This is a genomic window from Paenibacillus sp. FSL E2-0151, assembly GCF_037993015.1.
Lineage (GTDB): Bacteria > Bacillota > Bacilli > Paenibacillales > Paenibacillaceae > Paenibacillus > Paenibacillus amylolyticus.
Genome location: NZ_CP150308.1, coordinates 840,072 through 861,398, shown reverse-complemented (window position 1 = coordinate 861,398; position 21,327 = coordinate 840,072). Strand labels below are relative to the sequence as shown.

The 21,327-nt window shown below is 43.9% G+C and carries 16 protein-coding genes and 1 riboswitch; of the genes, 7 read left to right on the top strand and 9 right to left on the bottom strand.

Annotation, left to right across the window (positions count from 1 at the left end):
* Positions 1-42: 42 nt before the first annotated feature.
* Positions 43-1,419, bottom strand: coding sequence for an NCS2 family permease (locus MHI55_RS04085; protein ID WP_076320372.1), 1,377 nt, complete (start codon positions 1,417-1,419; stop codon positions 43-45).
* 171 nt (positions 1,420-1,590) lie between these two features.
* Positions 1,591-1,690: riboswitch (purine riboswitch) on the bottom strand.
* A gap of 401 nt (positions 1,691-2,091) precedes the next feature.
* Complete coding sequence (locus MHI55_RS04080) at positions 2,092-2,343, bottom strand: hypothetical protein (protein ID WP_340388940.1); 252 nt, start codon at positions 2,341-2,343, stop codon at positions 2,092-2,094.
* Between the two features lie 652 nt (positions 2,344-2,995).
* Here MHI55_RS04080 and MHI55_RS04075 point away from each other — a divergent pair.
* Positions 2,996-3,856 carry a hypothetical protein gene (locus MHI55_RS04075; protein ID WP_340388939.1) on the top strand — a complete coding sequence of 287 codons (861 nt, stop codon included), beginning with the start codon at positions 2,996-2,998 and terminating at the stop codon, positions 3,854-3,856.
* A gap of 371 nt (positions 3,857-4,227) precedes the next feature.
* Here the strand turns inward: MHI55_RS04075 and MHI55_RS04070 are convergent, their stop codons facing one another.
* The 7 genes from MHI55_RS04070 to MHI55_RS04040 all read right to left on the bottom strand — a co-directional run bounded on the left by MHI55_RS04070 (position 4,228) and on the right by MHI55_RS04040 (position 14,898).
* Positions 4,228-5,013: a hypothetical protein gene (locus MHI55_RS04070; RefSeq protein ID WP_340388937.1), complete on the bottom strand. Its 786-nt coding sequence runs from the start codon at positions 5,011-5,013 to the stop codon at positions 4,228-4,230.
* On the bottom strand, positions 5,010-6,668 hold the full coding sequence (locus MHI55_RS04065; protein ID WP_340388935.1) for a reverse transcriptase domain-containing protein: 1,659 nt from the start codon (positions 6,666-6,668) through the stop codon (positions 5,010-5,012). The genes MHI55_RS04070 and MHI55_RS04065 overlap by 4 nt, the downstream gene beginning before the upstream one ends.
* Positions 6,669-6,974: 306 nt before the next feature.
* Entirely contained in the window at positions 6,975-8,513 is a 1,539-nt protein-coding gene (gene guaA / locus MHI55_RS04060; RefSeq protein WP_036668199.1) for a glutamine-hydrolyzing GMP synthase, read from the bottom strand.
* A gap of 379 nt (positions 8,514-8,892) precedes the next feature.
* A complete protein-coding gene (locus MHI55_RS04055) occupies positions 8,893-11,256 on the bottom strand; it encodes a transglutaminase domain-containing protein (protein WP_340388933.1) in 2,364 nt (787 codons plus the stop codon).
* Positions 11,243-12,508: a DUF58 domain-containing protein gene (locus MHI55_RS04050; RefSeq protein WP_340388931.1), complete on the bottom strand. Its 1,266-nt coding sequence runs from the start codon at positions 12,506-12,508 to the stop codon at positions 11,243-11,245. The genes MHI55_RS04055 and MHI55_RS04050 overlap by 14 nt, the downstream gene beginning before the upstream one ends.
* Entirely contained in the window at positions 12,505-13,494 is a 990-nt protein-coding gene (locus MHI55_RS04045; RefSeq protein WP_076217185.1) for a MoxR family ATPase, read from the bottom strand. The genes MHI55_RS04050 and MHI55_RS04045 overlap by 4 nt, the downstream gene beginning before the upstream one ends.
* A gap of 102 nt (positions 13,495-13,596) precedes the next feature.
* Positions 13,597-14,898, bottom strand: coding sequence for a polysaccharide deacetylase (locus MHI55_RS04040; protein WP_340388929.1), 1,302 nt, complete (start codon positions 14,896-14,898; stop codon positions 13,597-13,599).
* Positions 14,899-15,138: 240 nt separating this feature from the next.
* Here MHI55_RS04040 and MHI55_RS04035 point away from each other — a divergent pair, with 240 nt between their 5' ends.
* The 6 genes from MHI55_RS04035 (at position 15,139) to MHI55_RS04010 (ending at position 21,270) form a co-directional block, all read left to right on the top strand.
* Positions 15,139-15,786, top strand: a complete 648-nt coding sequence (locus MHI55_RS04035) for a DedA family protein (protein WP_100526765.1) — start codon at positions 15,139-15,141, stop codon at positions 15,784-15,786.
* A gap of 133 nt (positions 15,787-15,919) precedes the next feature.
* A complete protein-coding gene (locus MHI55_RS04030; protein ID WP_340388927.1) occupies positions 15,920-17,434 on the top strand; it encodes a spore germination protein in 1,515 nt (504 codons plus the stop codon).
* 20 nt (positions 17,435-17,454) lie between these two features.
* The gene (locus tag MHI55_RS04025; protein WP_282319462.1) at positions 17,455-18,657 is read left to right on the top strand and encodes a Ger(x)C family spore germination protein; all 1,203 of its coding nucleotides are present in this window, start codon (positions 17,455-17,457) and stop codon (positions 18,655-18,657) included.
* Between the two features lie 6 nt (positions 18,658-18,663).
* A complete protein-coding gene (locus tag MHI55_RS04020) occupies positions 18,664-18,900 on the top strand; it encodes a hypothetical protein (RefSeq protein ID WP_340019196.1) in 237 nt (78 codons plus the stop codon).
* Positions 18,901-18,918: 18 nt separating this feature from the next.
* Positions 18,919-20,043: an endospore germination permease gene (locus MHI55_RS04015; protein ID WP_340019195.1), complete on the top strand. Its 1,125-nt coding sequence runs from the start codon at positions 18,919-18,921 to the stop codon at positions 20,041-20,043.
* A gap of 99 nt (positions 20,044-20,142) precedes the next feature.
* The gene (locus tag MHI55_RS04010) at positions 20,143-21,270 is read left to right on the top strand and encodes an endospore germination permease (protein WP_340388925.1); all 1,128 of its coding nucleotides are present in this window, start codon (positions 20,143-20,145) and stop codon (positions 21,268-21,270) included.
* The last annotated feature ends 57 nt before the right edge of the window (positions 21,271-21,327 follow it).

Sequence of the window (21,327 nt, the reverse complement as noted above, 5' to 3'; positions counted from 1 at the left end):
ATCAAACTTATCTCCGTATTCTTCATTAAACCTAATGTACGCTTACTCCCCGCCAATAAATACGTATCGGCAAACTACAATGAGCGCCAAAATCCACATAAGCCAATGAATTTTCACTTTACGCTCTGTAACCAAGTTACTGAACACCGCCAGAATCACATAAGATACGATACCTGCGGAGATCCCGTTTGCGATTCCACCTGTGAAAGGCATCAATACAATGGTCAGGAATGCAGGGAAAGCTTGCAGGAAATCATCCCACTCAATGCTGCGCACTTGACTCATCATAAGCACACCCACGATGATCAATGCCGGAGCCGTCGCAGCGGATGGAACAACCAGCGCAAGCGGTGCGATAAATAGGGCCAAAATGAACAACAAACCTGTCGTTACCGAAGTCAGTCCTGTACGTCCACCTGCCTCAACACCTGAAGCACTTTCAACGTATGCCGTAATGGTACTTGTACCTAGTGCAGCACCTGCGCTGACACCAACTGCATCGACGAGCATCGCTTTACCGATCGTTTTCTCGCCTTTTTTCTTATCCTTCATAATCCCCATACGTGTTGCAGTACCTACCATCGTACCAAACGTGTCGAACAATTCAACGAAGGTAAAGATGAAGATGATCTCGAACAATCCGAGACTGATGGCACCTTTCAAATCCAGCTGTCCAACCGCCAGATCACTGAAATTAGGCAACCAACTTGCGCCTGAAAGACCACTCAGATTCGTAACTCCCATCGGAATACCAATCAGCGTTGTTGCTACGATCCCGATCAGCAGAGCGCCTTTGACACGCATGACCATCAGAATAGCAATAAGGAGCAAACCAATCAGGGCCAGCAATGCATCGTGATGTGTTATAAAGTTGCCCAATGACAAGTTAAAACTGCTACCAGGAATCGGCTGACTCAGATCTGCGTCTGGTGCAACATTGACTGTTACAGCAACGAGATTAGCAAGTTTGAAACCGATAATGGTAATAAAGAGACCGATACCCACCGTAATGGCCATTTTGATCGACTGTGGAACTGCTACAAGCAGCATTTGACGAATCTTCGTCACGGTCAAAATAATGAACACGATACCGGAAAGGAATACCGCTCCAAGAGCAGCCTGCCAAGTAATCGCTCCATTCGAGCTTAGAACGACAGTCATGAAGTACGCATTCAGCCCCATACCTGGTGCAAGTGCGATCGGAATATTCACAAACAATCCCATAATAATAGTCATTAATCCGGCGCCGACGGCTGTTGCAAAGAATACTGCATTATCCGACATCCCCGCACCGGCTTGACCCAAGAACAACGTATTTACAAAAAGAATGTAAGCCATTGTCATAAACGTAGTGAGACCCGCAACAATCTCCGTTCTAACGTTTGTTCCGTTTTCTTTTAATTTAAAGAAACGATCCATAATTACTAACTCCCCCTTAGAGATGTTGAAGCCATATTGAAAAACGACAAATGACCCTGATGAAGATTCTTCACCCAGGGTTCAGCTGACAAGGAGTGGCATGATGCCTTTACTAAGAACAAAAAAAATTCTAATGTGCGTGATGTCCCCGCAATCATGTAGAATTCATGTGCTTAGCCTTCTCCTCTTCGTAGCCAGATCATTAGGGTGATCTCGTAGAGACTCCCGGGCCAATCCCCAGGATTATACGAATAAGTATGCGCTATTTGTTTGTTTCCCATCACTATTTTAGGAGGGCAGTATGTTTTTGTCAATGAGAAAAACGAATATTAATATCACCCTTTTAGAATATCGTTCGTATTATTTAACAGATTGAACCAGTTCAGCGGTTTACAACCCAATTAAATACGCTTTTTTGGATGAGATCTCAATGGGATATGTCCATTCTTTCAGACTGAAAGTTCCGCAGGATAACATAAAAAGCTAGCCTGATCAAAGAGCAGAAGCGCTCTAATCAGGCTAGCTTATATTTCTGATGCGTTTTAGCAATCAGGTGAATGATGATCAAGGAATAACGATATCTCGTATTCCGAAGACTTAAACTCATTAGGTATATGGAGCAACTTGCGACATACGCCGGAACTACTTTTTACCGGATCAGTCCTATGTTAATTAAATCTCTGTCTGCGGAGTATCCTGTATATCTTGTTGTTCCTGATTTGTGTTTGTTGTTGAGTCAGAGGATAACTCATGGTTGCTGGACTGATCGGAAGAAGCATCCGCTGCCTCTAAGTTCACAAATGGAAAGTCCCCCGAACCGGAAGCCAGATCTTGCATACCTGAACCGCATCCTGCCAGCATCACCATCAGAAACGCACTTCCAATGCCCATCTTCCATTTGCTCATATAGTCGGTTTTACGCATACATTCAATTCTCCTTTCAGTAGCCATACAGCTCTTAGTATGTACTTATTGTACAGACCCGACCTGAAAGGATCATGAAGTGAACTTTAAAATGGAATTAATTTTGAATACTCATGTAAAGTAGTCTTTAATAGAAATTGTACAAAACGGCTCTATGTATACGACCAATCGCTCTCATCCCAATTCCCTCTTTCTGCTGAATAGCGCTCTTTAATTACCCTAAAATTTTCTCCACAATTATATTCTTCAAGAAAATACGCTACAATTCAACAAAGTTTTTGAGATTGGGCGTACTCGTTTAGATACTGCTGGTCCTCTATCCTTACTAAGCTTACACAATTAAACTTATGCAATATTGATAGTGAATTGCGCTTTTACTATCCGGTTTTATACAATCCCAAGCTTTTTTTATATGAGTCATATATTTAAGGACAGATTATTTATTTGATTACAAATACATCACATGATGAGGAATGTTTAAAACAACACTAGAACAAGTCCTTTCAAAATAAAAACATTTTTTACATGTATCGTCAAAATAGGACATTTGGCTTATAATGGTATGAGTTATAGGTATCAATTGAAATAATATTAGGTTCGGTATCGTCAACAAAGCAAAGTATTTATAAATATTTGTGAGGTGGATACTATTATGTCTATACCTGTTGCTATTTATAGAAAAAATGATGATGTTTTAGGCGAAGAACTATATGTTTCCGATATCGACATTGATTCTTACAGAGAAAAGTATAAAACTAATTTATATTGTCCAACAAATAATTGCAAAGCGAAGCTAGTTTTTGTACAGACTAAACCAGCACAGTTCAGAACTTGGAAACTTGATGACCACATAAGCGGTTGTGACTACGAATTTGTACGTCAAGGTATTAAAGCAGGTAGAAGCGCAGAAGAAGTAAATGTCGAAATGAAGGATGAACAAAGGAGAAGAGTGTTAAAAGAAGCTTTAGAACTTGCTCGTATGTCAGAACAACAAGTTGAAGACATGCGAGCTAAGAGAAAAAAATCAAGAAATAATAGTAGTCCGAAAACCCATAGCGACAGTAGTGGACCAAAAATCAATATTGTAACTGTTAATGGAATTGATGAGAACGAGATATCAGGCGTAAGTTTCAGAAGTCGACCTGTTTTAAAAAGAGATGTTGATGTTTTAAAAGAAACAGATAACGGAAAACATAGATGTGTTACAGGATATGTTGACGAAGTAAGTGAAGATGGAAAAAAAGTTATTATATCTGTTTCTAGAAAGAAAAAACAACTCAAGGTAGTATTTGAAGAAGCTTTCCGTGCAAATAGCCCTAACTTTGAAGGATTATTTCATCATATAACTAAATATATAGTTAAGCACAAGGATGTTATTTTCATTGGTATTGGAGAAGTTCGTTTATCTCAAGATAGAAGTCATTATGAATTACAAGTTTTTCAAGGAGATGACTTTACTATAAATGGGATGAATCTACTCGGATTAGTCGCATATAACGCACATGAACAATAATATCTCGGAAATGATTAGAATTTACTTTTTTTATCCTAGCTTCTAGATAGTCCTACATTTTAGCGTATTATATCTTTTGTTAAATACTACTCAGTTCTATCCGTTATTATCTTGCTATTGAGTCATGTGTTCCTTCTAATAATTATTAATATCATAAAAACTCTCTTTTATCTGCGAAATAACGCAAATAGAAGAGAGTTTTTATGACCTCTTTGCAGTTGTATATGTAACATAAGCAACGCAATCGCTGGATCACTTATGTATCAGCATACCAGTCACTAACGTCATTATCATTCCCAAACCCTTCCCACTCGATCGTTACAGGTAGTTTTGGATGTTATGGGATAGACGATACGTTTCACGTTCTCCACTTATATTGTCCACTTTGTGTGCCTACCTATAGGTAAATTTTTTCTATCTGCACCTAAGCGATTAATACTATCCTCAGTTTCAAAACTATATAAGTCTGAAGATGTTACCAGTCCTCTAAAAGCCTCTAGTTGCTCTGTAGTAAGATTCAAATCATATATATCTGCAATTAATATTTGATCGCTATTGACATGCTCATCAAAACGTATTCTATCGATCTTACGTTTGATTAGACTATAATTTATATAGGGGAATTTTTCTTTTGGTAAGATTCCTGATAAGATCAATTCTTCATAAAATTCTCTTTCTCCTGATATTTCACGATTGTGCCCCTTTTCAAACCAGCTAATGAATTCCATTAAGTATTTGCCCTTTACCCTAACACGCAAGTCGTCTTTGCTACTTTTATCTATTGGTATCAGGTTATCATCAAGGACTTCCAATTCACGGAAAATACCCAGTGAATCTACATATCTTTTATAAACACCTCCAACAGGAGCATATTGAGATATACGATTTCCCTTAACCAAAAAATATTTTTGATCTATTTTAATTCTGAACAGATATGATATAGAGACTCTTATATATTTATTCCTTAATATAAATTTGGATCTCAGGTAAAGATTGATTTTACCATAATTTTTAAAAACAAAACTAACAATAATAATAATTACAGAAGCAATAATACTTGTTGAGATTGAAGCAAAAAAATTAGAAAAGCTCCCAACTAGTGATAATAAAAAACAAACTACTAATATTGAAAAAAAGAATATCCAACTACCCTTCACCTTAATTTCTCTCCTTTTAAGTATCTTATAAATTGCAGATCACCTGTGTAAGTGAATTTATCCTCAAGAATTCTTTTACCTCTCACTTTCCCGTATATATGCAGGAAATACATCATATATCTTCGTTCGGTTTGATTATCAGTATAGCAATATTCACCCATCCTAGTTATTATTCTTCTATACACATTTTTGTGTGTAGAAGAAAAACAATTTCTTGAGGTTCTCTTCATAAAATATTTAATACAGATTGCTCTGGAATACCAATGCCAATCTTTAGTACATGCAGAATTCAAATAAAACTCTGTCATAAAATCTATTGTAGGTGTTGATATTGTATTGGGTACCAGTGAAACAACTTCAAGAAAGAAGTACTCCAAATTAGGATATATATTACTTTTACTATTTAGATAATCAGTAATCATCTGGAATAAATCACTATACTGTTTCAGCAATTCGGTCAAGAATTTTTTATGAGTATTTTCTAAGCTCTCAGCAAGTACAGGATTCTCTATAAAACAATTTAATAACTGCTCCGCGTCCGCCTGAGTATATAAAGGAAGATATTTTTTAGGCGAAGAGGTTACCATTTTCAGAAGATATTTTGTTATAGATGCCCATCTTCCATGTTTTTCTTTAGCACTTAATAACTTATGTAACATATTTTTTACATAATCTTTCTCACTCCAATTTTTCTCAATTTTGTTCCAATCAAGAAAATACCAATGTTTCACAAATCCTTTTTTATTTGTAATACTTGTTTTTTTATCATTCACGTGCAATTTAAGTTTTCCTAACAATAAAGATACTTTCTGTATTAAATTATATGCATCAGCATCATCCCCATTAAAACAAAACCACATATCATCAGAATATCTCATGTAAACGTAGTCAGCTTTATGAAAATTATCATGAAGGTAACTGAGAATTTCTGTATCAAATGTAGCCAAATAAAAGTTTGCTAAAACTCTTGACATGTCACCTATTTCTTCTTGAGGAATGCCAACATTGTTAGGGGAGTATCTAAGGTCTCTTTTATCAGAATATTTTAAAAAATAAAATAATAAATCTATTACATCAGAATGGTCATTAACAACATTTCTAATTTCCTTTTCTAAAATATCAAGGTTAATATCATCATAAAAGTGTGAAATATCAATATGTACATACTTGTCATACTTTTTATTTGCCGCCACCTTGGCGTTCTGTTGAAATTCTTTCCATTCCAACACAAAACTTTCTTTATCAAGAAATGATTCGTATCCTTCAGAAGAAAAAACAAGCTTTTCACTATGTGATACTACATGAGAAGAATTTATAGAGGTAAATTTGAAAGCACCGAATACTTTCTCATTTTCTGATACCTTTTCATATAATTCCCCTTGGATTAACTTCACACAATAATAAAAGATAGCCAGATCAGAAATATAATAAGATTTAACTTTTCTCAATATTCCTTTTTCTTTTGGGAAGTAATAATAGTTTGGTTTAGAAAAATTGTAACCGAAATTATTAATTTGATTACATATATCTTCTAGAAAGGGCTTACGTTTAATATCTTTATAATTAATAACGTCTTTAAAAGCTACATTTTTTGTAGCCTTATTCCAAAAAGCAATGTCGACTTGCTTAATAAAGTTTTTGTCATTAATGATCATAAAAGAGATGACCGTCCTTTGATTTTAAATTAAAGTAAATCAAATCTTTTTCAGTAGAGATTCTATACTATGAAGATAAATAGCTCCGAAAAAGTTACATACTTTATTCATGTGTATATTAAATTAATTCTAACACAGATGATCAGACATCGTATCACAATCTTTACAGGAGAAGAACATTATTTCTTTCTCTAATCTTAACCTTAATTAAGGCCTTCATTTTCCCAGAAAAAAAACGCCCTTTTATTTGCGAAATACCGCAGATAAAAGAGCATTTTTTATAATCTATCGTTAAGAGTCTATACCCTATTCCCACTCGATTGTTGCAGGTGGTTTGGAAGTTACGTCATAGACGATACGGTTTACGTTATCAACTTCGTTAACGATCCGTACGGAGATTTTCTCCAGCACATCCCAAGGGATACGTGCCCAGTCCGCAGTCATACCGTCGATGGATGTTACAGCACGGATACCTACAGTGTAGGAATACGTACGTGCATCACCCATAACGCCGACACTCTTCATGTTAGGCAGGGCTGTGAAGTACTGCCAGATTTCGCGGTCGAGACCGGCTTTGGCAATCTCTTCACGCAGGATGTAGTCTGAATCACGAACGATGGTAAGTTTCTCTTCGGTAACCTCACCAAGCACACGGATCGCAAGACCCGGACCAGGGAACGGCTGACGGTGTACAATTTCGTCCGGCAAGCCACACTCGGTACCGACTTTACGTACTTCATCCTTGAACAACGTGCTCAGTGGCTCGATCAGTTTGAAGTTCATGTCCTCAGGCAGACCGCCCACGTTGTGGTGGGATTTGATGGTCTGTGCAGTCGCTGTACCACTTTCTACGATGTCCGTATACAGTGTACCTTGTGCCAGGAATGCAAAATCATCGAACTGCTTGGACTCTTCATCAAATACGTAAATAAACTCGTTACCGATGATTTTACGTTTTTGTTCTGGATCATCCACGCCAGCCAGCTTGGACATAAAACGCTCCTGAGCATCAATTTTGACAACTTTCATGTCGAATTTGCCGACAAACGTCTCCATTACACTTTCTGCTTCGCCTTTGCGCAGCAGACCGTGGTCGATAAACATACATGTCAGTTGATCACCAATGGCTTTGTGAAGCAACGCAGCTACAACGGAAGAATCTACACCGCCGCTAAGCGCACACAGTACTTTACTGTCGCCAACTTTTTCACGAATGTCTTTGATCGTGTCATCGATGAATGTCTCCATCGTCCAGTTGCCTTCGCAACCACAAACTTCGAACAGGAAGTTACGAATCATGTCGTTACCGCGAACAGAGTGACGTACTTCCGGATGGAACTGAACAGCATACAATTTACGCTCATCGTCACTCATGGCAGCGATTGGCGCACTTTCCGTGCCTGCATCCAGTTTGAAACCTGGAGGAAGTGTAACCACGTGGTCACCGTGACTCATCCATACCGTATGTTCGCCTTCAATGCCTTTTGCCAATGTAGATCCAGCGGCAAACTCAAGGTCTGCTTTACCGTACTCTCGCTTCTCGGAACGTTCTACTTTACCTTCGAGCTGCTGGGCCATAAGCTGCATTCCGTAGCAGATACCAAAGATTGGCAAGCCCAGGTCATAGACACCTGGGTCCACGTGTGGAGCATTCTCAGCGTATACGCTGGACGGACCACCCGAAAATACGATTCCTTTTGGTGCTATTTCTGCGATCTTTTCCGCCGGTGTGTTATACGGCAAAAGCTCGCTGTATACGCCAAGATCCCGGATTCTTCTGGCGATTAACTGATTGTATTGACCCCCGAAATCAAGGACAACTACAATTTCATTCTGTTTATTCATAACCGTGCCTCCCTCAATTCAATGAAACTAATTATACGCAACGACAAAACATACCGTCAAGGAAAGGCGAAACTCCTTTTTTCGACATATCAAAACAGGATTACCAAATGCCTCTAAATATGAAATTCCGAATAGAAAAGCTTGGCAGCAAGATGCTGGTTCAAGTGTATGATCGTGGAAAGACGCCTCGTTCGCAGCGCAGCGCGAAAGGCGTCTTATGTATGGCATGCAGCGTAAACCAAACGCTGCATTTAGATAACAATGCGCCAGCCAATGGTGATCTTCATCTGCCCCCAAGTGGCCAAGCTTTTTTGGAAAGCGATAGCGACCGTATGGCAGCTGCTTCGAATCTTTGGTGTAACGTTGTAACATCCTGGTGTTACAACGCCTGCAACCGCCGGGCCAAACGAAGTGCCCGGCGCAGGAAGTTCAGACTGTCCGCGCGCAGCGGACGGTCTGGCCCGTACAGCAGCCGTTCCCAGTCGGCTGCAAACCGCGCGATGTCCGCGCCGTCCGCGCCTGCGGCCAAAGCCGGTGACGCTGCATATTCACGCAGCGTCATACCCGGCGGCCGCGGGCCGTACCGGCGCGCGAGCGCGGACCAGACCGGAGCGGCGGCACGCAGCAGCCGCTCGCGGTCTGGAAAGCTGCTGCGTGGCCACGCCAGCAGCAGCCCTAACCGCAGCGCGGGGCGTAGCCGCCGCATGCGGACCAGAGCAGCGGCGCCCAACAGGGCCGCTGCCACAAGGGCTGCCGCGAGCCATGGCTCCGCGGCAATGGCCCGTGCGCGGGCGAGCAACCATGCGCCCGCGTAACCCAATCCGCCGCTCATATACGGCGGAGTCTCCGCAACAGGCTGCGGCCCGGCGAGTGCTGTGGCATCTTCGCCCGCGCCTTGCGCCATGGTGAAGCCCGGCGTGGCCTCAAACGGCATCCAGCCTGCACCAGGAAAATACACTTCTACCCAGGAATGTGCATCTCCCTGTGAAATCACATACTGACTGGGCACATCCGGGTCAGCAACTCCGGGGCCAAAACCTTTAACCCAGCGTGCGGGGATGCCCTCTGCACGCAGCAACACAATCATAGCTGTGGAGAAATGATTGCAATACCCCTGCCGGGTGACGAATAAAAAATCGTCCACAAAATCGGTTCCACGCGGTGGCATACGGGTATCCAACGTATACTCGGCATGAGCAGCCAGATAAGTCTTGACGGCCTGCACAGCGTCATACCGGGTCTCACTGCCTTGAATGATTTCCTTGGCAAGCGTCTGCACTCGACCAGGGAGTGATGAAGGCAATTGCAGATAATCCCTCCGAATGGCTGCCGGATCTTTCCTTTTATTCGTTTCCTCAAGCAGACGTAACTGTTCAGGTGTTGCGACAGGAATCATGACATCTGCCGAATAATGTTTAACTATCTTATCGTCCCCTGAGCTCGCGAGCCACAATGTTGCCGAATCGCGATTAGACAGCAAAGAAAACATGTTTTCCTGATTATCCTTGTTCTTATCCTGGAACGATACGTTAACCGGTATGCCCCCGGTAAAAAGTGGATTTGGTCCTTTCCACTCTCGCTGCATCGTGACGGTTTGGCGAATGCGACTCCAATAGGTTGGATTCTCCCAACCATCAGCACGCAGCATTCCGGATGGACTTGCCGTTTCGAAGCTTTGACCCGGATCACTCCAAGTACTACCGTTATAATATGAACGGGTCTCCCCTCGCCAATACGTCACTTTTGGACTCTTCGCTATAAAAAAGATGGAGTTGCCCTGCACTAACGGTGCTCCCATAGGCGCGTCCGCTGTGCTATATCCCGTGACTGCCGTTGCAGCAGGGATACTACTGTGCTGTGTATAACCTGCCCAGCGAGCTAGGCGTTCACCCATCTGCTCCAAAGATATGCGTTCCGGTTGAGGAATGGAAGTAAACTGGCCAGGTAACGCGGAGAGAAGCACCATACCTGCGGAAACAACGATAGTTACTGCACTCCAACGGCCATAGGGGCTGCCGCGATAACTCGGAGTAGTGACTCCTCCATTGAGACGTAATAGCTGGAGCAGAGCCTGAATAAGAAAAGTCCATAGGACAGACCTTATTACAGAAGCATACACATCCAGCCCCGCAAAGGATTCAAGCAAAAGCAAATAAAGCAGCGTTGCACTGCCAAACAGCATAACGCTTCGACGTAACAATACTAGGGATTGCACAGAAGCCATGAGCATGCTCCAGCCGCACATCATGAACAAACCTCTCGTTTCTGTACTAATCGAGTGAAATCGCCAGTTATTTATAAACGTGTCCATATCCGCTGAAAGTATTCCCGGGTATGCAACCGCCCAACGGACAGGATCACTTCCTCCGTACATCAGACATAAAGCAGCGAGTGCAATGAATAATCGGATCAGCACTCCAGTGATCCATCCTGTACGAATTAACCCCGCGAGCAACAATGCTCCCGTTAATCCCGCCATTACCGACAAGAACCGTTCACTGCCCTGCTGATCTGATGATGTAACCGGATATATCCACTCCAGAGACAGTATAAGTAAAATGGCCGAAATAAAAATTTTGTACAGGACAGGTACGCTAACATATCCCTCATCCTTTAAGTCCGTCACAGAATTCTGGTTCACAGCTTTATAGACGGAATAGGCCGATTCCATTCTCGTACGGTCCGTTGACTCTAAGTCGGCCACAGTGGAATTGGGTTGCTGGTTACCATTACGCTCCCACATCCGTTACCTCCACCTTTCCCAATGAAGATAACGCAACGTCTGTAACCGCGTGGATCGGCACCCCGCTGTGACGAAGCCGCTCCAAACTTAAGCTGTCATATCCCAATCCATTCATCAATCTATCCGTTGATCCTAATTGGTCCTGGTTTGTTTCAGTCAATTGCACCTCTACACGATAACCCGACCCGATTGCAGTTATGATCCATTCGGCCAGAACCTGATCCATCTTACCTGTGAGAACCACAATTGGCGACCCGCTCGTTAGTCCATCCAGCATCTCCGTTCGAAGCGAAACAGAGCCTGATTGTGCTTTGGATATTCGTGCCCCCGCTAACTTGTCCAGTCCATGATTCTCATCATCTGCATGGAACGGCCCATGTTGCCATTGATCTTGTGCATCATAGTTCTTATCGCCGCCTTCCATCCACAGATGATAAGGAATGTCATCCCGTTCAGCGGTATGAATCCAGCGGGCAGCTGCACGAACCACTCGTTCAAAAGCAGGTGCATCCATGTTCTCCTGTTGTTTTACGTCATAACCTGACGCGCCTTCATACACAAGGATGCCGAGCGAAGCCAGATCCGTGGTATCAGGCAGAAAGGTCTGAAGTTTTCCCGTTTTGGCTGTACTTTTCCAATGAACTCGTCCCAGTGGGTCACCCTGCTGATATTCACGGAACTCAGGGCTACGGTTACCCTGGCTATTTCTTCGCTCTGACAGAGTCCCTTCAATCATCGCTGCGAATTCTACCGAATCACCCTTCCCCCAAGCTGTTGCTTGAGGAACAACAATCAAGGGGGTACCTCCCGCGGTCTCTGCGGAGAGGGTATTCCAGCCAAACATATCACCCCAGTACAATCTGCCCGTATCCCATCTGTAGACTCCTCTGCGTAACCCGGAACATTCATATTGATAGGAAAATTGTCGCCGTGTTCCCGGGAAAATCAATTTGCGATGAACACCTGCAGGTGTGTTCTCACACAGAACGATCCATAACAATGGAATACGGCAATTGAATTCTAGTTCGACAAGAACCCGTACCTGCTCACCTGCCTCAATCCGGTTCGTGTGTATTTTCCGATGGATGTGAATACGCCGGGGTCTGAACCAATGGAGAAGCAGACCTCCTGTGAACATCAAGAAAGCTATAACGGATAGAAACAACGCCGCTTTGCCCCCATGCCACTGATACAAGGAAGCAAAAGCCACCACCAAGACAGCACTCACAATCCGTTGTCCCAGCGCAGTCATTGCCTCCGTCCCCTTCCCTGTGATGCCATCTGTACAGGTACCGGGACCGATGACAATGCTTCTTCAATGACCTGCACTTGCCCCCAAACCTCCGCTCTATTCTGGGCCTTCAATTGAATACGGTGGGAAAGGACAGGCACAGCTACCTCTTTCACATCATCCGGAATGACATAACTGCGCCCTTGAAGATAGGCAAATGACTGCGCCGCAGCCATCCAGGCCAGTGTTCCACGCGGACTGATGCCCAATCTGACCGCCGGAAGGCTGCGAGAGGCTACAGCAACGGCCACCAGATACTGTTTAACGACCGGATCAACATGTACCTGTTTGACTTCACGCTGCATGGCTACGACCTCTTCAGCAAGCAGAACAGGGCGAAGTTCATCAAGCGCTTCTCTACCTTGCATGCGGGTTAACAATTCCAATTCCTGTTCCGGATCGGGATACCCCAATCCAATTCTCATGATAAATCGATCCAGCTGCGCTTCAGGCAGACGGTACGTACCCTCAAACTGTAACGGGTTCTGTGTCGCCAGCAGAAAGAACGGGCGTGGCAAGGCATAGGTTGTGCCATCAACCGTAATACGTCGTTCCTCCATTGCCTCCAGCAGGGCAGACTGAGTGCGTGGTGAAGCGCGATTTATTTCATCAGCCAGGACAACGTTGGACATGACGGGTCCGGGCCGAAACTTGAATTCAGCTGTATGTGGATGATAGATTGAAGTGCCCGTAACATCTGCCGGCATGACATCGGACGTGAATTGAATCCGGCCCATGGAGCAGTCCAGTGCAGAAGCAACGGCACGAACTAGCATCGTTTTCCCGGTACCCGGCACATCTTCCAGAAGTACATGACCTCCACTGAGCATTGCGGTAAGGACATAACGAATCTCTGTTTTTTTGCCAATAATCACACTCTCAACACGCTTCATGACCCTGTTTAACAATTCAACAGCATGTTCATGTTCCATTCGGATATAAGACATTTCTCTGATCTCCTTCCATTCATCAGCATTCCTGAACCATAGTAATCTATGATTCAGTGTTGCCCGGAAGTAGAGAGAATAGTCCTGCAAGAATGACTTTCTTCAGATCATTTTATACTTAAATATGTTGTTCATTGCCGAAATAGATCTGGAAGTGCCCGCCTTTACCGTCCACTCTGCTTCATTACTGGTTAAGGAATTCACCCTCAACCCCATCTGCTCCAGTAGCTCACGTAACGGAACCCAGATGGTTCCACCTTGACTCTGTACTGCTCCCGTTTCAATTGCCCCGGTTGTAGTCAGTGTTCCACTCACACTGTCTGCATGAATCGTTCTTTCCTTCCATACTGCTATGGCCGTCCTTGTTTCAGAGTCCCAGCGAGTGCTGCCCCCGAATTTTTTCATGAAAGTACGCAATGGCACCATGATTCGCTGCCCCTCCATGCGGAACTCGCCCGGTTGCAAGGTAGCTGCAGCCAAGCCCACCTCTACCTTCAGCTTCTTGCTTGCAAGCCATAACGTCGCGTTCGCTTCTACATGCTCTGCGATCCAGGCCTTTCCTGGCGCCTTGCGGGCCTTATACTTACCATCTGGATGTACACGGAATTGAACTGGTTGATCCGTACTCTTTATGGTGTCAAAACGATATCCATGATCACGATAATATTTGATAATACCCGGAAGTGCTTTTACCGTTTCAGCATGTGCACCACCGTCATGCATCAGGACAACGACCGAACGTGCTCCCGCAGGTACTTTGGTCGAATTGCTGAGGATCTCTTTGGCCGGAACACCTTTACGCTTGGAATCTCCACTATCGACGTTCCAGTCCATGACGGTGTATCCACCCAGTTGGAGCAAATCAAAATAACTCTGGTCAAAGTGTCCATATGTACCGCCTGGTGCTCGCACCAGATTCGGACGGAAACCGGTTATACGCTCCAGCACTTCCTCTGTCTGCTTGATCTGTTTCCAGAACACTTTGAAATCACTGTACAGCTTTTCATATTGATGATTAAACGTATGATTGCCCAAAGCATGTCCATCCTCCACAAGCCCACGGATTAACTCGGGATAACGTTCTGCCTGCTCACCCAGTACAAAAAATGTAGCCAAAACCTTCTCCTTACGCAAAATATCCAATACTTCACGGGTATGGTTACCCGGTCCATCGTCAAAACTCAGATAAACTACCTTGTCTTGAATATTCTTATCTTCCGGGATTGGATCACCTGAGCCGGAAGCAGCAGATGCATAAGCCGTGCCTGCATATACAGCAAATGCACATAACAGTATCGCAATACGCATGAGAATGACAGACCACTGTCCAGCTAAAAACATATGTATGGTTGTTGCAGAGTTTCCCCCATTTTCCTTGATTCTGAATTCCGGTCTCTGTACCATTTATGAATCGACCTCCACCGTCTCTAGTAATTTGCTGATAGACTTCAGCAGATTTGTTAGAATTATATGGAGGCTACATTGAAAAAAGACGTGATTTTGTTTAATATTTTTTCACAATTTGCTATGTAGCCTGATTGATTCTTCGCTTCAGATTAGGTAGCATAATGAACAGGCAGAACACATTAAAACACCTTGGAGAGTATTCATGCTCCCACCCCGTATTCAGGAGAGTGAAATCTATTGGAATTGCTTGAGAAGATCCAACATCTGTTTGGGTCCTACGGATACAGCGTTTTGTTTTTTGGCTTGTTGCTTGAATTCATCGCACTTCCCTTTCCTGGTGAAACAACGATGGCTTACGCAGGGTTTCTCTCCTACAAGGGGCATCTGGACTTCGGAATCCTCACCATACTGGCTTTTCTGGGAACAACGATTGGCATGACCATCACTTATTTTATTGGAGCCAAAGCAGGACTGCCCTTTATAACACGATACGGAAAATGGTTTCTGATGAAGCAGGACAAGCTCGATAAAACGCAAAAGTGGTTCGCCAAGTATGGTAATGCCTTAATCTTCATCGGTTATTTCATTCCGGGTGTAAGGCATTTCACCGGGTATTTCGCGGGCATAGCCGCTGTTCCCTTTCGCAAATTCGCTCTCTACGCCTATTCAGGCGCACTGTTCTGGGTTGTATTGTTTCTGGGCATTGGCAAAATATTTGGCCCCCAGTGGAACGCCGTATTCCATCTGGCTCATCAATATGCAGCATATATCGTGGGAGGAATCGGCCTATTGCTCATCGCAGCCGTGTTCTATCGTTACCGCAAAGCATGGGCAGCAAGATCCACCGTATCCAAGCCAGCCCCTGTTCGACAAAGACAAAAGTAAATTCGGACAAAAGTCCATCTATAATAAGCAGGCAAGGAGTTGCGAATAATCGCAGCTCCTTTTTTTTGTGATAATCCGAATTCATCCAGGTCATACTAACTTGAAAATATAGGGTGTATAGGGAGGTGAAGGCATGAGTGAATCGTCGCTGGAACGCCAAGATCAGAGGCAAATCTCTCCGGATTTAAGCGAAAATATGGAATACTGCAAGCAAGTGATGGGGAACAGCAACGACTTGATGATGCGCCCTCTCCAGTGTTTACATAAATGGCCTGCAGTCATGTTGTACATTGATGGATTAGTGGATGTGCAGATCCTGAATCACTCCATTATGGAATCATTATTGCAAAAGCGTGATCTCCCTGAATTCTCTGCAGACGATGAACATCTCAGCTACCTCCAGAATGATATCTTGATCGCCAGTGATGTATTGCTGGTTGATGATATGGATGAAGTAATGAATGCACTTCTTTCGGGATCAGCTATCTTACTGCTTGAAGGATCTGTACGAGGATTGAAGATTGGTGCAGCAGGCTGGGAAGATCGATCCGTTGGAGAACCTGTCTCCCAAACCGTCGTTAGGGGGCCTATGGAAGGCTTCAACGAAAACCTACGTACCAACACATCATTGATCCGCAAACGAATCCGTAATCCTCATCTTTGGATCGAAGAAAGAGAAATAGGTCAGGTTACCAAAACCCGAGTGGCTGTGCTCTATCTGGAACATATCGTGGATCAGGAGATTGTAAAAGAACTGCGTCGAAGACTCGATGAGATCGATATCGACAGTATCCTTGAGAGTGGATATATCGAGGAACTTGTACAAGACAAAACCAGAACTTTATTCCCCACGGTTTACAATAGTGAACGTCCAGATACGGTTTGTGCTGCTTTGCTTGAGGGTAGAGTAGCCATCATCGTGGACGGTACGCCTTTTGTGCTGCTGGTTCCCGCCTTGTTCGTGCATTTCTTCCAATCGCCGGAGGATTACTATCAACGGGCCGATATCAGCACATTGATTCGCTTGATTCGTTATCTGTCCTTTTTTATCGCTTTACTAGCCCCATCCTTCTATATTGCCATTTCCACCTTTCACCAGGAAATGCTGCCGACCAACCTGCTCATCAGTCTGGCAGCCCAGCGTGAAGGCGTTCCTTTCCCCGCCTTCATTGAAGCCATACTGATGGAACTGACCTATGAAATTTTGCGAGAAGCAGGTATACGTATTCCGAAAACGGTCGGTCAGGCCGTTTCCATTGTCGGAACACTGGTCATTGGCCAAGCCGCCGTAGATGCAGGAGTTGTCTCCGCAGCAATGGTTATTATCGTTTCCATAACGGCCATATCCAGTTATGTCATTCCAGAGAATGGACTGTCTATCTCTGTCCGAATTTTGCGATTTGTATTGATGATTCTCGCGGCAGCTTTTGGATTCTACGGTATTCTAATTGTTCTGCTCATTACGGTTACACACCTGTGCAGCTTGCGTTCTTTTGGCGTACCATATATGTCCCCCTTTGCACCTTTCATTCAGAAAGATCTGAAGGATACGCTGTTTCGTGTACCCTGGTCCCGTATGAAAACACGGCCACTCTCTACGGGTACACCGAACAAAACCAGACAAACCACAAAAAAAACGAAGCGTTAATTCGGTAAGGAGAACAACGTATGAACAAGTGCTTCCGATTAATTGTATGCATTGCATTCCTACTCCCTCTCCTTACCGGATGCTGGGATCGCCAGGAGCTGAATGAACTTGGCATTATGCTGGGTCTTGGTGTAGACAAGGATGGCGATTTGATTAAAGTGAGCGCTCAGGTCGTTGTGCCGAATGAAGTATCCTCCAAATCAGGGGGAGGCAATGGCACTCCTGTCACGCTGTACGAAGCATCTGCGCCCACGCTGTTTGAAGCGATTCAAAAGCTGACCGAGACAAGCCCACGCCGTATATTCATGGCACATATCCGTGTACTGGTGTTCAGTGAAGAATATGCCCGTAAAGAGGGCATCTACGATGTTATGGAAGCATTAATGCGAGAACCTACTGTCCGGCCCGATTATTACGTTATGGTTGCTCGAAATACTACAGCTTCCAAGATATTGGACACACTTACTCCATTAGAGAATTTACCTGCAGAGAAGTTATTTAATTCCCTGGACGTGTCTGCCAAGACCTGGTCTCCTACAACGACTGTAACCGGTGATCAGTTGATGGAATATATGCTTACTTCCGGAATACAACCCGTAATCACTGGTGTAGAGGTTTTTGGAAATTCAGAGAGAAGCGGAAGCAAAGACAATATTGCGACGATTAAGTCCAAAGCTCGTCTAGTTTCAACAGGATTGAGTGTATTCAAAAAAGACAAACTGATTGGCTGGTTAACGGAAGATGAATCCAAAGGGTACAACTATATCCGCGACAATGTCGTATCTACCATAGGTCACCTGCCTTGCCGAAAAGGAGGAAATGTGACTTTTAAAACCCTTCGCACCAAGACTCAACGAAAAGCAAAGGTCATTGATGACCAACCTGTGATCCACATCAAAATTAAAAATGTATCTTCCATTGGTGCAGTAGAGTGTGGAATCAAAATTGGTTCGATGAAAACACTCAAAGAGTTGGAAAAGGACAGTGAGGAGCGATTGATAGAACTGATGGAAAAATCCGTGAATTCAGTGCGGCGAAAGTTCCATATTGACATTTTTGGATTCGGTCAGGAAGTTTATCATGCCGATCCTAAATTTTTCAAAAAGATTGAGAAGGATTGGGATCAATATTTTGAGAATCTGGATGTTAAATATGAAGCCAATGCACAGATCAAACGTGTAGGTACACTGGATGATTCATTCAAGGAGGATTTGAAGGAGTGAGACCGGATGTTAATTACAATTACTGTCATTGTCATAGGGGGCCTTGTAGGCTTGGTTGATCTTCCAAGTCTCATCCGTCGCAAGGAATGGAGGGAAACAGCAGTGTACAGCGGAATGCTCGTCATAGCCACAGGGTTCAGTGTGATTGCAGCCAACCTGTGGGATTTCCCCAGTCCGCTCTATATCATCATGTGGATCTATGAACCTGTTAATCAATTCCTGGCACATCTGACGGGAACCTAGAAAAAGGAGAGGACCATTATGCTGGAACAGGGGCGCCTTGGAACAAGACAATTGACCACGCTCATCTTTATGATGGTGGTCGGGGATATGATGCTGATCTACCCCTCGGTCATCACGTCCTATGCCAAACAAGACTCCTGGATTTGCGCTTTTATAGGCGTTCCTCTGGGGATGGCACTGATGGCCATGTTCCTGAAGCTATGTAGCATGCACCCAGAAAAAAATCTGGTGCAGATGGCACGAAGCATTCTAGGGTTCTGGCCAGGTACTTTCTTTTCCTGCCTCTACCTGTTCTTTTTCATTATTGGCGCTTCCACACATACGAGAGAAGTCGGCGATTTCATGACCACTCAAATCTTCCCGTACACTCCCCTTCGCATCATCATTCTGATGTTCGTCATCGTGATTGCCTGGGGAGTGTCTCATGGATTAGAGGCGATGGGGCGAAGTAGTGAACTACTGATGCCCGTCGTTATTGTGTTTATTGTCGTTCTTGCAGTCTGCCTGCTTCCTCAGATTGATATCAGAAATTTGAAGCCAGTAAGTGATACGGGTGTTGTCTCTATCTCGCAAGGCATTCTGGTAAGCATTATATATCCAATCGGTGAAGTCGTTCCCATCATGATGATACTGCCCTATGTTGCCAAGCAGGCTCATCGAACACGGGACGTAATTATTGCAGCTGGCCTAGGTAGTTTGGTATTGGCAACACTCGTTACCATATCGTTGCTGGTCTTGGGTGCCTTTCTTACGCAACATAACATATATGCTTCGTTTATTTTGTCCCAGAAAATCAGTATTGGGAACTTTTTTGAACGTATTGAAGCGATTATGGCTTCTTCCTGGCTGATCTCTACGTACTTCAAAGCGATGATATACTTATACGCCTTTATTGTTGGTTGTGCGGAACTGTTCAAGCTTAAGCAGTATCAGATACTGGTACTCCCTGCGTCCATACTTGTGTTCGGATTAGCCAATCTGATCTCACCAAGCATTACTTTTATCGTGATCACCATTGTTCCATATTGGGTAGATTGGGATACTACACTGGGGATCATTCTGCCGGGTTGTCTCCTGCTGATACAATTGCTTAAGTCTTACAGAACATCATCGGTTACTCCAAACAATTCCTCACAAAAATGAGTACAAATTTTTTCGGGGAAGGAGCCTGGTATAGATGGAAAAATGGAGTCCATCCATGAAAGTCATCCATGCTGAATATAGAGAAGGAGAACGGTGTCTATGTTAATTAAGGAGAAAATCACCATTAGGCAATTTGCAGTCCTTACCTTTCTCGTCATGATTGGGGACATGATTCTACTCTACCCCTCCGTGGTTACTGCTTCCGGTAAACAGGATGCATGGATCTGTTCTCTTATCGGTCAACCGATCGGCATGCTCATCATGTGGGTGCTATACAATCTTCATCAGACGCACCCTGATCTTTCCCTTATTGAAATCTGCCAAAAAATACTTGGCCGGTGGGCAGGGTCTGTTTTGGCAGCTGCATATCTATTTTATTTCGCCATAGGCGCTGTCATATGTATCCGTGAAGTCGGTGACTTTATGACCACACAGATCTACCTTCAGACCCCCATCCGGGTCATTCTAATTATCCTTATGTGCGCTCTGGTCTGGGGGCTTATGCATGGCTTGCATACAATAGGAGCAAGTAGTGAAATGCTGACTCCAATCGTTGTTGCATTTATGATTCTATTATTTCTGGGGCTGATGCCCAAAGTAGACAGTTCAAATCTACAGCCTTACTTGGACACCCCTTGGCTTCATCTGATGCAGTCTGTCATTAGAGGGGCTTTCACTTCCTTTGGTGAACTAATCGTGATCACCATGGTTCTTCCTTATGTGATGTCCGGGCCTCACATCAAACGGGACATGTTACTCGCTACTTTATGTGGAGGGCTGTTGCTAACCACATTGTTGGTCATTTCACTGATGATATTTGGCCCCTTTCTGACACAGCATGACATCTACATCTCCTATACCCTGTCCCAAAAAATTAATATCGGCAACTTTTTTGAGCGAATTGAGGCGTTCATGGCGACCGCTTGGTTAATTGCTACCTATTTCAAGAGTCTGCTGTATATGTTCTCCTTTGTCGTTGGAACAGCTCAGCTATTTCGGTTAAAGACATATAAACCTCTCATCCTGCCATCAGCGATGTTATTATTCGCGTTAGCTGTACTGATTTCTCCCAATGTCATTTTCTACACCAATACGATCATGCCCGCTTGGGTGGATTGGGATATCACGGTAAGCTTTATTATTCCGCTATTCCTACTGCTTGTGCATCGGCTTCGTTCGGGCAAGAGCAAGAACAATTCAACCAATCATAAACGATTGCCCACCTAAAAAGGCTGTGTTCACGGTAAATTCCGCGAAGCACAGCCTTTAATGATGAAACGGTTA